At 54.1% G+C, this 14,661-nt stretch carries 10 protein-coding genes; 8 read left to right on the top strand and 2 right to left on the bottom strand.

All coding sequences use genetic code 11. The annotated features are described in order from the left end of the window. Positions 1-34 precede the first annotated feature (34 nt). The 5 genes from H2508_RS15110 (at position 35) to tadA (ending at position 5,262) form a co-directional block, all read left to right on the top strand. Positions 35-160, top strand: a complete 126-nt coding sequence (locus H2508_RS15110; RefSeq protein WP_268920702.1) for a hypothetical protein — start codon at positions 35-37, stop codon at positions 158-160. 737 nt (positions 161-897) lie between these two features. Further along, positions 898-2,004 (top strand): alkene reductase, encoded by a 1,107-nt coding sequence (locus H2508_RS06075; RefSeq protein ID WP_182170149.1) that lies wholly within the window; start codon positions 898-900, stop codon positions 2,002-2,004. 60 nt (positions 2,005-2,064) lie between these two features. Continuing rightward, positions 2,065-3,126 (top strand): AraC family transcriptional regulator, encoded by a 1,062-nt coding sequence (locus tag H2508_RS06070; RefSeq protein WP_182170146.1) that lies wholly within the window; start codon positions 2,065-2,067, stop codon positions 3,124-3,126. Between the two features lie 35 nt (positions 3,127-3,161). Further along, the gene (locus H2508_RS06065) at positions 3,162-4,586 is read left to right on the top strand and encodes a spinster family MFS transporter (protein WP_182170143.1); all 1,425 of its coding nucleotides are present in this window, start codon (positions 3,162-3,164) and stop codon (positions 4,584-4,586) included. A gap of 220 nt (positions 4,587-4,806) precedes the next feature. Continuing rightward, a complete protein-coding gene (gene tadA, locus H2508_RS06060; protein WP_456238866.1) occupies positions 4,807-5,262 on the top strand; it encodes a tRNA adenosine(34) deaminase TadA in 456 nt (151 codons plus the stop codon). A 9-nt stretch (positions 5,263-5,271) separates the two neighbouring features. Here tadA and mltF read toward each other — a convergent pair whose 3' ends face one another. Next, positions 5,272-6,717: a membrane-bound lytic murein transglycosylase MltF gene (gene mltF / locus H2508_RS06055; protein ID WP_182170140.1), complete on the bottom strand. Its 1,446-nt coding sequence runs from the start codon at positions 6,715-6,717 to the stop codon at positions 5,272-5,274. A gap of 140 nt (positions 6,718-6,857) precedes the next feature. Here mltF and purL point away from each other — a divergent pair, with 140 nt between their 5' ends. From purL to secF, 3 genes are all read left to right on the top strand, one after another. Continuing rightward, the gene (gene purL / locus H2508_RS06050; RefSeq protein WP_182170137.1) at positions 6,858-10,754 is read left to right on the top strand and encodes a phosphoribosylformylglycinamidine synthase; all 3,897 of its coding nucleotides are present in this window, start codon (positions 6,858-6,860) and stop codon (positions 10,752-10,754) included. 113 nt (positions 10,755-10,867) lie between these two features. After that, complete coding sequence (gene secD, locus H2508_RS06045; protein ID WP_182170134.1) at positions 10,868-12,748, top strand: protein translocase subunit SecD; 1,881 nt, start codon at positions 10,868-10,870, stop codon at positions 12,746-12,748. Next, the gene (gene secF, locus H2508_RS06040; protein ID WP_182170131.1) at positions 12,745-13,659 is read left to right on the top strand and encodes a protein translocase subunit SecF; all 915 of its coding nucleotides are present in this window, start codon (positions 12,745-12,747) and stop codon (positions 13,657-13,659) included. Before secD ends, secF begins: the two co-directional genes overlap by 4 nt. A 122-nt stretch (positions 13,660-13,781) precedes the next feature. On the opposite strand, the gene H2508_RS06035 is transcribed toward secF, so the two are convergent. Next, on the bottom strand, positions 13,782-14,576 hold the full coding sequence (locus H2508_RS06035) for an inositol monophosphatase family protein (protein ID WP_182170128.1): 795 nt from the start codon (positions 14,574-14,576) through the stop codon (positions 13,782-13,784). Positions 14,577-14,661 lie beyond the last annotated feature (85 nt).

Raw genomic sequence — 14,661 nt, 5'->3', positions numbered from 1 at the left:
CAACTCTAAACAAGGTGCTGTGATGGAGCCTATCATGTACGTTTTGGGCGCTGTGGGGCTTATTACGCTTTTGCTTGCAGTTTTTGTATTTTCTGCGGCTGCTCGTAAGTATATATCCGGCGGTGATAAAGACCCAGATAAGAAGAATGGTGAGCCTTAAAGCTTGGCGATATAGCGCTAGTCCTAAGTGGCAGGGCGGCTGATCGTTTGCGACACTTTAGTGGTGGGGCGCAAGTTTCCTTTAGTCTCGGCAAAAATACCTACTCTGAACTATGCTAGTTATTGTCATAAAGCAGAATGAGAACTTAAGTAGACGTATTGATGTAGAGGTGAAGTAGTTGTGAAAAGTGTTAGTGGAGTTATTCCCCGTTCGACTTCTGATCAGCTTGAAGTTTCAGCTAAAGGTAGTTTTATTCGTCCTGTGCTTGTAGCTCTGCTCTTACTAGTGATCTGCGCAGTGCTTGCCTGGCTGCCCCTGGCAGAAACTGAAAGCACTTCAATCTTCGGTAGCGTTTTGCTGCTTTTTTGGTGTTTTGGTGGCTTTAGTACCTTAGCTTTATTAGCTTTTGCGGGGCGCAAGGCTTGATAGGCTCTGTAATTGCCCTTAACTGTCCGCAGCTTCACCTTTTGACGCTGATCCAAAGGCTTGGTATTTGCTCTTAGGGCTGCTCGGCCATATCATGGCCGCTGTTTTTGACTGTGCCAGCCAGCGACAATAAAACCTAGTGGGCTCTGTGTGCTCTTGGTCGCGCTGATTGAACCAGTGGCAAGCTGATCCCCCCTTGCCTATATCACTAGGTTCAAAAGGCATAGAATCAATCCAATCCAAACTTTTACTGTATATAACATCCCCTAGTTGCCCGCGCTACAGGCAGGCCAAAAAAGGAGCTACTCTTCATGTCTGATGTTTTGTTTTCCCCAACCACTTTAGGCTCGATTAAATTGAGTAACCGCATTGCCATGGGGCCGATGACACGCGCCCGTACACCAAATACCGTACCGAACTCATCCAATGCGACCTATTATGCTCAACGGGCAAGTGCTGGTCTTATTATTACTGAAGCAACCCAAGTGTCGATTCAGGGGACAGGGACTATTAATACCCCGGGGATCTACACGCCTGAGCAGGTTGCAGGTTGGAAAGCAGTTACCGATGCAGTTCATGCAGCAGGGGGGCGTATCGTCTGTCAAATTTGGCACTCTGGGCGAGTATCTCATAGCTGTTTTCAGGAAAATGGCCAAGCGCCGGTTTCATCCTCAGCGGTGCGCGGTGACATTCGCACCTTTACGCCAGATGGCTTTCAGCCGACTTCCCAGCCTCGGGCGCTTGACTTGGAGGAGATAGCCGGCGTTGTCGAGCAGTATCGCTTGGGCGCGCGCAATGCTATTGAGGCTGGTTTTGACGGAGTGGAAATCCACGCAGCTAACGGCTACCTGATCGATCAGTTTTTGCGCGATGGGGTCAACCAACGCGATGATGAGTATGGTGGCTCGGTCGCTAACCGCTGCCGTTTCTTGCTGGAAGTGACCGATGCGGTGATCGCTGAGATAGGCGCAGAACGCACGGGTGTACGTTTGTCGCCATTCTCTTCTACTTGGGATTGCCACGACAGTGACCCTAGAACACTCTATCTCCATGCTGTGTCCGAGCTTAATAGTCGCAATTTGGCCTTCTTAGAACTGGTCGAGGAAATCAACGAATCAGAAGTGTCCAAAAGTACTGCGGAGGCACCGGCTGATTTCAGTACAGAGGACTTACTTCCTTTATACAAAGGGCAGTTGATCCTCAATGGGGGCTACAATAAACAGAGGGCACAAGCAGCACTTGTCAACCCTCAGGTAGCTGCTATTTCCATTGCCCGACCCTATATGTGTAACCCAGATTTGGTTGAGCGCTTTGCCAACGATGCTGAGTTGGCACCCATGGGCGACCCTGCACTGGTCTACGGGGGTGGTGACGAAGGCTATATTGACTTCCCAAGCCTTGAGGAAGTGAGTGCCTGATTAGCCACTCAAATGCTGCATTAGCACTTCAGCAGCTGTCCCAGCTGGAGTATATACTTGGTGCCACTAAGCTGTGGCACCAGTTTTGAGGACTCAGGATTGCAGGAAGAGAGAACACACTATCTACGTGTGATCGACCAATTGATTGCCCGAACATTAAACGAGGTGACAGATCCGCTAGCGCGTGAGCGTTTAGTGCAGAAACTGGAGGAAAATACCCACTCACAGGCCGGAGTTGAAGACGAGGTCGCACTGCTACTGCGGGCACTTTGGAAGACCACTGAGGATGAGTTTTTTGGGCTCAGCCCAGAAAAGATGCGTCGCGGTACTTGGGCCTTAGCTTGCGATTATATGCTTGATGGTCGCACTTTGCAGGAAGCACTGCTCAGGGGCCAGCGTATTTTTGCTTTCCTGCCGCCTCAGTCCATGGCGGTGGAACTGTGCCGCGAAGGTAACCTGGCGGTAGTAAAGCACTCTTGTTATGAGGGGGAGGGGGATCCAGAGCACTTTTTAGTGGAGTTTTACACCATGCTGTGGCATCGCTTTCTTTGCTGGGCGATTGATCAGCAGATACCGCTATCAATAGTACGCTTTTCCCACGCCAAGCCTGAGCATCACGCGGTCTGCAGTCGGCTACTCGATTCGCCAATCGAGTATGAATCTGAGAGCAGCTGTTTTGCCTTTTCGGCCAGCTTTTTGCAAAGCCAGTTGAGGCGCAGTAAGCCCGAGTTGACCAGTTGGTTAAAGGACTCACCGGTGGACGTCGTGCGCGTGATGGACGATCAGGTGAGCCTCAAAGGGCAGCTTCGCAAAGTGCTGTCCGAACAGTTGCAGGAGCAGGGTGCTTTGCCAAGCTATGATGAGCTTTGTAAAAGCCTGGGCCTTGGGCCGCAGACCCTCAGGCGCCAGCTCAAACTGGCGGGTACTTCTTATCAAGCTATTAAAGATGAGCTGATGAAAAATATTGTCGCAGAGTTGCTGAAAGACCCGCGTCACTCCCTAGAGGATGTGGTGCAGTCCAGTGGGTACAGCGATGGCGCCAGCCTTACGCGGGCTTGTAAGCGATGGTTTGGCATGACTCCTGGCCAATATCGCTTGATAGTTGAGACGCAACAAGCCTGATTGAGGGCTTGAGGCAGGCTAGCAGGAGCACATGCATGACGCTTAGGGCAAGTACTCCTGTGGGTGGTTTTGGTCGCGGCCAGGGCTTTGGCACGCCGGCTTACCGACATTTTGTTCTAGTTACGCTCACCTTGGTCTACACCCTCAATTTTATTGACCGGGTGTTAATCGGCGTGGTGGCGCAGCCCATCATTGAAGAGTTTCGCTTACAGGACTGGCAGTTTGGCCTGCTGTCCGGTTTTGGCTTTGCCCTGATGTATACCCTTGCGGGTATTCCACTCGCGCGTTTGTCAGAGCGTTATAATCGCGTTCGGATCATTGCGGCTAGTGTCGTTGTTTGGTCAGCGATGACCGCGCTCTGCGGTCTGGCTGGCAGCTTTGCCGCGCTGCTGATTTTTCGCATCGGAGTAGGCATCGGTGAGGCTGGCTGCACACCGCCGGCTAATTCATTGATAGCCGATTACTTTCCACCCCGTAGCCGCGCCCGAGCGCTGGCAACTTATACACTGGGTATCACTATTGGTGGTGTATTAGCCAATGCTTTTGGCGGGCCTTTAGCAGAAATGTTTTCCTGGCGAGAGGCCTTTCTGGTCTTGGGTGTCCCGGGCATTTTAATCGGCATTGCGGTCCTATTTATTGTGCGTGAACCCCCGCGTGGTTATGCCGACCCGCCAGGCACTCCAGTGCTAGAAGACTTGGGTTTTCGTGCAAGTTTAGCGGAGCTGGCCGCTAAGCGGAGTTACTGGCTCAATGCCATCGCGGCTTCTACGGTCTCTTTTGCCGGCTATGGCATGCTGAATTTTCAAGCGGCTTTCTTTCAGCGCTCTCATGATCTGAGTGTGGCTGAAGTGGCGACGCAAGTAGCCGTGCCCTTGGGCCTAACGGCTTCCTTAGGTGCTTTTGGTGCTGGCTATCTCACTGAGCGCATCAGCGCTCGCTATCCCAATGCTGTGGCCTGGATCCCTGGCTATGGTTTGCTGCTGGCGGCGCCAATTTACTTTTTAGCCTTTAGTGCGGAGAGTCTGGGCTCTGCCGTGGCTTTCATGCTGCTTGGCAGTATCTTGCACTACTCTTTCTTGGGTGCTCAGTACACCATATGCCAAGGCGTGGTCAGCATGCGTTCGCGCGCCACTGCGGTGGCTTTGTTGTTGTTTATCATTAATTTGCTCGGTTATGGTTTGGGGCCATTGGCTGTAGGTTTGCTCAGTGATTGGTTGATGAGTGCTGAGTTGGCGAGCTCTCCTTTTTCTGCAGAGTTGAGCGTAGAGGCCTGTAAGGCTAGCGAGTCTGCACTCATAGTAGCAATGGGGCAGCTGAAGGCTCAAGTTTGTTTAAGCGCTAGTGCCTCCGGCTTGCGCCAGTCTCTCTCTTGGGTGGTGTTTGTTATGGCCATAGCCGGCGCGCTCTACCTTTATATTGCGCGGCATTTACAGCGGGATTTGCTCGCTAAGATGAATTGATCTTGGTATGGAGCAAGTGTCGGGCTAGAGGCCTAGGGATTGATCTGCTGCAGAGCTGCTCTAGGCTGAGTAAAATGTCTCAAGTGCTCTGTTACTTATCACTTGGAATGATTCACTGGATATTGACCATGTCATTAGATTTAGCTTGGCAGCCGCTATGCTGCCTTTGTTTCCTGCCAGTCTCGTCAGGCGAGGCTAGGCTACAAGGATATCAGTGATAGTGAGTACCACTGAGCATCAATATTGGATGCAGCGAGCACTAGAGCTAGCTGATCGCGCTGCGGAGCTCGGTGAGGTGCCTGTGGGAGCGGTGCTGGTGCGTGACGGTGAGTTACTTGGAGAGGGTTTTAACCAGGTCATTTCCTCAGCTGACCCTAGTGCCCATGCAGAAATTGTCGCCTTGCGGGCAGCAGCACGGCATGTTGGCAATTACCGTTTGCCCGGTGCCCTGCTGTACGTCACCTTGGAGCCCTGCACGATGTGTGCCGGCGCCATTGTTCACGCCCGAGTAGCGCATTTAGTATTTGCTGCTACTGAGCCCCGGGCCGGGGTGATTTGCAGTCAGGCCTCGCAGCTAGAGCAGTCTTGGTATAACCACCGTGTGACTTGGCAGGGAGGAGTGCTGGCCGAGCAGAGCAGTGAGCGCCTGCGAGCCTTCTTCCGGGCTCGGCGCTGAATTGAGGTATTACAGGGCTTTGAGCTGAATATGCCGCAGTGCTTGGGGTAAATGTTGGTCAGTGTTTTGTGGTGGTGTTAACTGGTCAACTGGGCTCGCTTGCCACTGTAAGATACTGTAGTAGTGGCGTATGTTTTGCACATAGGTTGCGGCTTCTTGTCCCCTTGCGTAGCCGTAGCGCAGGGTCCGGTAAAACTCTCTTTTTTGTAGTAGCGGCAAGCGCTCCATCACCTCGCTCCAGAGATGCGGGTCGCCTCCTTGGCGCTCGGTCAGCACACGTGCATCCTCAAGGTGAGCTAGGCCAATATTATAGGCAGCGAGTGCCATCCAGGTGCGGTCGGGTTCTTCGATGTCGGAGGGCAGTCTGCGCTGTATGTTTTTCAGGTAGCGAGCCCCACCGCGTAGGCTCTGGCGTGCATCAAGACGGTCTTTGACCCCCATTTCGCGGGCTGTCGGGTAGGTCAGCATCATCATGCCTCGCACTCCAGTGGGAGAGGTGGCTTTGGGGTCCCAGTGGGACTCTTGATAGGCCACCGCTGCCAGTAAGTGCCAGTCGAGCTGGTATTCATCGGCAACTGCACGGATCAGCGCTTCATAGCGCGGCAGCGTAGAGTTCATGTTGCGTGAAAAGGTATGGGAGCCTATTCGGGAAAGTACCGAGGCGTGGCCAAAGTGTTGTTCGCGCATCCTCTCTAAGCGGCCGTCGCCGCGCAGCTTATTGATAAACTCATTGACCGCTAGTTGTAGGCTTTGACTGTCATCGCCGGCGGGCATATACCACACCATGTCCTCTTCTGCGCCTAGGTCGAAGGCTTTGGCTACCCGTGGGTAGAGACTTTGCTGCACGCTAAATTCGCTGGAGTCGATCAGGGCTAACTCGCTCTCTTGGCTCGCTACCCGCTCCAGTAGCTCCATTGAGTCGGCCTCTTCAAGTTCCTGCCATTCGATATCGGGAAAGTCGCTAGCCTGCAGCTCCCGCAGCGTCTCGGCATGGCTGCTGTCTCGCAACACGAGCAGCGTTCGGCCCTCAATATCACTGAGCTTGCGTGGCCGTTTGTGGCCTGTCTTATAAATAATGATCGGGGTTAGCGTGGCGTAAGGCACTGAAGCTAAAAACTGTGCATCGCGATGTGCCGAGCGGCTGAGGCCCGCAGCAGCGATATCAGCTTCTCCTCTGCGCAGGCGCGTAAAAAGCGCATCGAGGGTGAAGGCGGGCTGCATGATAAGCTCTACACCTAGCTCTTCGGCAAATAATTGCGCTAAATCATACTCAAAGCCGGCCGCTCCGTTTTTATCTAAATAGTAGGTGGTAGGGCTGTTTCGACTGACCACCACCAGCGTACCGCGCTCTTTGATATTCGCAAGGCGGTCGTCATTGGAGCAAGCCACTAGCAGAATAGACAAAGAAAGGGCTAGTAGCAGGGAAATGAAGGTTTTGGCAGGGTGGCGATACATGGGCTTATTCTATACTTATCCGCCTCTTGCCTGACAGTGACAATTACCGTCATAGCAGAGGGTAATACCGGTTAACGCCGGCAAGCCAATACAGTACAATGTGCGCCTTCCTATAAACCTCCTTTGGAGTCATTCCCAGCATGTTGATCCTGCGTGGTGCACCGGCCCTGTCAGCCTTTCGGCGAGACAAACTGGAAGCTCGGCTTTTCGACCTTCATCCGGACCTAAAACTATTGCACAGTGAGTTTGTCCATTTCACTCATCTTAGTGCAAGCTTAAGTGCGGAGCGCGAAGCGGTGTTGGCAAAGCTGCTGGACTATGGTCCGCAAGCACAGCAAGACACTGCGCCGGTGGCCTCAGAAGCCGAGTTACTCCTGGTTGTGCCACGACCAGGCACTATTTCGCCCTGGTCCAGCAAGGCCACTGATATCGCCCGTAACTGTGGCCTGGATGAGGTCAAGCGCTTAGAGCGCGGGGTGGCTTACTATCTCCAGATACCAGCGGGCTTGAGTGGCGCGCAGCGGCGCGAAGTGGAGCAATTACTGCACGATCGTATGACGGAAAGCGTGCTGCCTTCACTTGAAGCTGCTGCAGTGCTGTTTAAAGAAGCCCAACCGGCACCGCTGGCGCTGATTGATGTGCTCGATGGTGGGCGTCAGGCCTTAGTCACGGCTGATACTGAACTGGGCTTGGCCTTGGCCGATGACGAAATTGACTACTTGGTTGATAGTTTCCACGGTCTAGGGCGCAACCCGACCGACGTCGAGCTGATGATGTTCGCTCAGGCCAACTCCGAGCACTGTCGCCACAAAATTTTCAATGCCAGCTGGAGTATTGACGGTGTTGAGCAAGAGCACAGCCTGTTCGGCATGATCCGCAACACCTATAAGTGTGGTGGAGAGAATGTTCTCTCTGCCTATTCGGACAATGCGGCGGTCGTGGTAGGGCACCATGCAGGGCGTTTTTACCCGGATCCGGAAAGCTGCCATTACCGTTTTACACAAGAAAATATCCACCTTCTGATGAAGGTAGAAACCCATAACCACCCTACGGCTATTGCCCCCTTTGCCGGTGCCGGTACCGGTGCTGGCGGTGAGATTCGAGATGAGGGCGCGGTAGGACGCGGTTCTAAGCCCAAAGTCGGCTTGACGGGCTTCTCGGTGTCAAACCTCAATATCCCTGGTTATCAGCAGCCTTGGGAGCAAGCCTACGGCAAGCCAGAGCGCATTGTTTCAGCACTGGATATTATGCTGGAAGGACCGATAGGCGGGGCCGCATTTAACAACGAATTTGGTCGCCCCAATCTCTGCGGCTATTTCCGTAGCTATGAGTGTGAGGTGCTTGGCGTTAATGGCCGCGAGGTGCGTGGCTACCACAAGCCCATTATGATCGCCGGTGGCTACGGTAACGTTCGCGAAGAGCATGTTCAGAAAGGTGAGTTTTCCGCCGGTGCGCATTTGATTGTGCTCGGTGGCCCTGCCATGTTGATTGGCTTGGGCGGCGGCGCGGCCTCATCCATGGCCAGTGGTAGTAGCGCCGAAGACCTCGATTTTGCTTCAGTGCAGCGGCAGAACCCAGAGATGGAGCGGCGTTGCCAAGAGGTTATTGACCGCTGCTGGCAGCTCGGTGAAGACAACCCAATTGCTTTTATTCACGATGTGGGCGCAGGTGGCTTATCTAATGCCTTACCTGAATTGGTCAAAGATGGTGGCCGGGGTGGACGCTTTAAACTGCGTGAGATCCCCAATGATGAACCCGGCATGTCACCTCTGGAAATTTGGTGCAACGAGTCTCAAGAGCGCTATGTTATGGCGGTTGAGCCAGCCAATTTGGCGCGTTTCGAGGCCATTTGCCAGCGTGAGCGCTGCCCCTTTGCCGTGGTAGGCGAAGCCAGCGATGAGCTCTTGCTCGAGGTCAGCGATAAAGAGTTTGGCAATTTACCAGTCGATCTGCCAATGTCGGTTTTGTTTGGCAAGCCGCCTCGCATGCACCGAGAAATTACCCGTCAGAGCGTGGAGCAGCCTGCGCTGCAGATCAGCGCAAGCATTGCTGAAGCTACCGAGCGCGTGCTGCAATTGCCAGCTGTGGCGAGTAAAAGCTTTTTGATTACGATTGGTGACCGCAGTGTCACCGGCATGGTTGCTCGGGATCAAATGGTCGGACCCTGGCAGGTGCCAGTGGCAGACTGCGCGGTAACCACGGTCTCTTACGATAGTACGGCTGGTGAAGCCATGGCTATGGGAGAGCGCACGCCGCTGGCGCTTGTTAATGGCCCCGCCTCCGGGCGTATGGCTGTAGCAGAAGCGATTACCAATATCTGCGCCGCTTCTATCGGCAAGCTGGAAGACATCAAGCTCTCCGCTAACTGGATGTGCGCGGCGGGCTATGGCGCAGAAGATGAGATTCTCTACGATACCGTGCGAGCGGTAGGCATGGAATTGTGCCCAGAGCTGGGGATTACCATTCCGGTGGGTAAAGACTCCATGTCGATGCGCACTACCTGGGATGATCAGGGCACTGAAAAGTCGGTGACCGCGCCGATGTCGCTAGTTATTTCAGCCTTTGCTCCGGTCATCGACGTGCGCCGGACAGTGACTCCACAATTGCAAGTGCGTCAGGATGCTAGCTTGGTGTTGCTGGATCTAGGGCGCGGTGCTAACCGCCTAGGTGCTTCGGCCTTGGCCCAAGTCTATAACCAGCTTGGTGACGCGGTAGCCGATCTCGATAGTGCCGCCGACTTGAAGGCTCTGTTCCAGTTGGTGCAAAGCCAGCTTGCCGCAGGTACTGTGCTGGCTTATCACGACCGTTCTGACGGTGGCTTATTGGTCAGTTTGCTGGAAATGGCTTTTGCCGCTCGCTGTGGTTTGCGTGTCGATGTAGGCAGCTTGCCAGGTGAATCAATGGGCAAACTCTTTGCCGAAGAGGTGGGTGTTGTATTACAGCTTGCTGATAGTGATCTGGCGGCTTTCCAATCCCAGGCTGCGACGCTGGGGCTAGCTGACTGTCTGCATGTAATTGGTCGTGCTCAGAGCGGTGATGAGATTGAAATCCACAGCGCTGACGAGCTGCTCTTGCGTGGCAGCCGAGCACGGCTGCAGTCCCTGTGGGCGCGTACCAGCTATGAGCTCCAGGCACTGCGCGACAACCCAGACTGTGCCCGAGAAGAGTTTCAGCGAATCGGGGCTGACGATCCCGGCTTATCCGTCAGTCTGAGCTATGACCCCGCCGAAGATATTGCCGCTCCCTTTATTAATAAAGGGGCGCGTCCCGAGGTGGCCATTTTGCGCGAGCAAGGGGTCAATGGCCATGTTGAGATGGCAGCGGCCTTCCATCGAGCAGGTTTTGCCCCAGTCGATGTGCATATGAGTGACCTCCTCAACGGCAGGCGTGGGCTCGAGGGCTTCAAAGGCTTAGTGGCCTGCGGTGGCTTTTCTTACGGTGACGTACTTGGTGCTGGTGAAGGCTGGGCTAAGAGTATTTTGTTCAATCCAGTGTTGCGCCAACAGTTCAGTGACTTCTTCCAGCGTGAAGACAGTTTCACCCTCGGCGTGTGTAATGGCTGCCAAATGGTGTCGACCCTAAAAGAGTTGATCCCGGGCGCGGAGCACTGGCCGCGTTTTGTACGCAACCGTTCCGAACAGTTTGAAGCGCGCTACGCCTTGGTGCGGGTAGAGCAGAGCCCCTCAGTATTGATGTCGGATATGGCGGGCTCCTACTTGCCTATTGTCGTGGCACACGGTGAAGGGCGAGCAGAGTTCCAAAGTGCAGCACAGCAACAGCGCTGTGAAGACAGCGGCACCATTGCGTTGCGCTTCTTAGAAAATGACCTGAGCGTAGCCAGTGACTATCCTGCTAACCCGAACGGCTCACCTGCCGGTATTACTGGTCTGAGTAGTTTGGATGGGCGGGCTACCATCATGATGCCACATCCCGAGCGGGTATATCGCACGGTACAGTGTTCCTGGGCACCGCAAGAGTGGCGTGAAGATGCTGGCTGGTTGCGCTTATTCTGCAATGCTCGCGCTTGGTTGGGCTAAATGCGTCCAAGGCCGTCACTTGTGACTGCTAGCTGATAATTTATAATGGCGCTTTTGCCAAATCCGGGGGTCTTGATGGCCCCCGATATCTTTTCCTCTGTTAGAGCAATACTATGCTAAATAAGTACCCGCTGTGGAAATATCTGATCGTGCTCTTTGTGATCACGATCGGCTTAGTCTATGCAGCCCCCAACCTATTTGCCCCCGATCCGGCCCTGCAGATTACCGGTGAAAACAGTGCCCAGGTTATTGACGAGGCAATCTTGTCGCGGGCTACACGGGCACTGGAAGAGGCCGGCATCGAGCATTTTGATGAGCTAATCGATGAAAATGGCCGCAATGCCCTGATTAGACTGCGCAGCGCCGAGCAGCAGTTGACTGCTCAGGCTCGGGTGCAGCGGGCCTTAGGCGACGGTTTTATCATCGCTTTGAACTTGGCCCCGACCACGCCGAGTTGGCTCAGTGCTCTCGGGGCGCAGCCAATGAAGTTGGGCTTGGACCTCAGCGGAGGTGTGCACTTTAAGCTAGAGGTAGATGTCGAGGCGGCCACCGAGCGGCGGCAAGAATATTACCTCAACGCTGTGAAGCGTGCTTTGCGTGAAAAACGTATCCGCGGCATGGTCAGTATGGATAAACAGGGCCGTGTAGTCGCCCGTTTCCGCTCTGAGAGCCAGCGCGAGGAGGCTCGCTCGCTGATCGCTGAGAATCACCCAGAACTGACCCTTGAGCGCTTAGATGAGGGTGATAACTTCTCGGTGAGGGCGGCGATGACTGAGCAAACACGCAGTGAAATAGCCGATTACGCCGTAAGTCAGAACCTTACCACCATCCGCAATCGAGTGAATGAGTTGGGCGTCTCTGAGCCGCTAGTACAGCGGCAGGGCAAAAATCGTATCGTGGTCGAGTTGCCAGGTATTCAAGACACCGCTGAAGCTAAACGGATCTTGGGTAAAGTGGCCAACCTCGAGTTCCGCTTAGTCGCCAATATGGATGCCCCAGCGAGTGACAAGCAGCAGTTTGAATACCGCAGTGCCGATCGCGCTGGAATGAAAGAGTGGTTGGAGCGCGACGTCATTATCACCGGCGAGCGGGTGTCGAATGCGCAGGCTAGTTTTGATCAAAACGGCCGACCCAATGTGCAAATTAGCTTGGATAGTGAAGGCGGTAGCCTGATGTCGCGCGCCACGCGCAATAACGTCAAGCGGCGTATGGGGGTGCTCTTTATTGAGCGTAAATACCGCACCCGCTACGAACAGCAGGCCGATGGCACGGAGGTGGCTGTTAAGATTCCCTATGACGAGCGCAAACTACTGACTGCGCCAGTCATTCAGTCGGCCCTAGGCGCACAGTTTCAGATCACTGGTTTGGATAGCCCCTTGGAGTCATCTGAACTGGCACTGATGCTGCGAGCGGGTGCTCTTGCTGCCCCTATTAGCTTTGTGGAAGAGCGAACGATTGGTCCTTCATTGGGGGCCGAGAATATTCGCCTCGGGGTTAAGTCAGTGCAGTATGGCTTAGCTTTGGTCGTGCTATTTATGGTTCTCTACTACCGTGTATTTGGTGTTTTTGCGGTGGTGGCGTTGAGCTTTAACCTGGTATTGCTACTGGCCTTTATGTCATTGTTGGGCGCTACCTTAACCCTGCCGGGTATTGCCGGTATCGTGCTGACGGTGGGGATGGCGGTGGACGCCAACGTGCTAATCTTCTCTCGAATACGGGAGGAAATACGCGATGGTAGGTCGCCGCAAATGGCGATCCATTCTGGCTATGATGCGGCGCTGTCGACTATTCTCGATGCCAACATCACCACGCTGATTGTGGCGGTTATTCTGTATGCAGTAGGCACTGGGCCGATTAAAGGCTTTGCTGTCACGCTGTCAGTCGGTATTGTGACCTCGATGTTTACTGCAATCGTGGGTACCCGTGCCATGGTCAACCTGTTCTATGGTGGCCGTAAAGTGAAATCCTTGGCTATTGGGGGGCCCAAGTCATGAAAATTATAAACTTTATGGGTCAGCGTAAGCTGGCAATGGCTTTTTCTGCCATCTTGCTCATTGTGGCCATCGGTTCATTGGTGACTAAGCAGCTCAACTGGGGGCTGGATTTTACTGGCGGCACCTTAGTGGAGGTGCACTACAGTGAGACTGCCAATTTGACTGAGATTCGCGGCTTGCTGGAGGGCGGTACTTTCGATGGCGCCATCGTCGTTAGCTTTGGTAGTGACCAGGATGTTTTGATTCGGCTGCCACAGGGGCACTCCGATAAATCAGGCCCAGCATTGGTTGAGCTATTGCAGGATAATTTTGCCGGAACTGTCGAACTGCGCCGTATTGAGTTCGTTGGCCCGCAGGTAGGTGATGAGCTGCGCGAGCAGGGCGGCTTGGCCATGCTTTTAGCCTTGGGCCTAGTGATGGTGTATATCGCCTTTCGCTTTCAGTTTAAGTTCGCTGTGGGCGCCGTGTCGGGCTTGGTGCACGACGTCATCGTGACCTTGGGCTTCTTCTCTGTTATCGGCCTTGAGTTTGACCTGACGGTGCTGGCGGCTTTACTCGCGGTGATCGGTTATTCGCTGAACGACACCATTGTTGTGGCCGACCGCATCCGGGAAAATTTCCGCAAATTGCGCCGCTCTGATCCGGTGGAGATTATTAATATCTCGCTGACTGAGACCTTGAGCCGGACCTTGGTGACCTCTCTGACCACCTTGCTGGTACTTATTTCACTGGCAGTTTTTGGCGGAGAGATGATCAACGGCTTTGCTCTTGCGCTGATTGTTGGTGTGGCTATCGGTACTTATTCGTCTATCTATGTCTCTGCCAGCACATTGTTGCTGCTAAAGGTGAACAAGGAAGACTTGATGATTCCAGTCAAGGAAGGGGCAGAGCAAGAGGAAGTGTTGCCCTAAGTATTGGCTCTGCTGTCTGAGTACTATTTAGCTACTCAGACAGCATAAGAAGCTGCATTGTTGTTAGTGTTAAAGTCCCGCGCAAGGCGGGACATTGACTTGTGCTGCTGCCTGAGCTGCTCTTAGCCGAGTAAGGGCTTAGTCACTTGCAGTACCGACTTGAAGCATTTCGGGTTGCCGCAAACAATGTCGCCACTTTCAAAGTGCTTGTCGGCGCCATTGAAGTCGGCCACCAAGCCACCTGCCTCGCGTACCAGCAGGGTACCGGCGGCAATATCCCAAATGGACAGCCCTTTTTCCCAAAATGCATCCAGGCGACCTGCCGCCACGTAGGCCAAGTCCAGCGATGCTGCGCCTGCGCGCCGGATGCCGGCGGTTTGTCCAGCCAGTATTTCTAAGCTTTTGCTGTAGCCACGTAGGGCGTCGTCGCAGTGGTTTTTAAAGGGGATACCAGTACCTAAGAGTGCGCCGTCGAGAGATTGACGCTTGCTCACTCGTATGCGGCGGCCATTCAAACGCGCGCCGCGACCGCGGGAGGCGGTAAATTCTTCACGGCGAACGGGGTCGAGTACTACCGCATGCTCGACCTTGCCTTTGTAGAAGCAGGCAATCGAAATGCCGTAGTGCGGAATGCCGCGCAAAAAATTAGTGGTGCCGTCTAAGGGGTCGATGACCCAGCGATAGTCTGCGTCTTCGTCGCCCTGTAGGCCGCCTTCTTCACCCAAAAAGGCGTGATCGGGGTAGGCTTTTTGTAACTGGTAGATGATCTCGCGTTCTGCTGCTCGGTCCACTTCTGAGACGAAATCGTTGTGCCCTTTGGCCACAACTTCAACACGCTCCAAGTCGTCGGAGGCGCGCACAATCTGCTCGCCAGCTTTGCGGGCGGCACGTAGTGCGATGTTGACCATCGGTTCCATAGTGTTTGATCCTAGGTGATTTGCTGTGGGCGCGGGATTATAGCAGCGAAATGGGACCAGATCACAGTGTAAAACCTGCTATAAT

This window comes from Sediminihaliea albiluteola, assembly GCF_014077625.1.
GTDB lineage: Bacteria > Pseudomonadota > Gammaproteobacteria > Pseudomonadales > Halieaceae > Sediminihaliea > Sediminihaliea albiluteola.
Note: the sequence above shows the minus strand (reverse complement) of the source record. Positions and strands in the feature narration are given on the sequence as shown.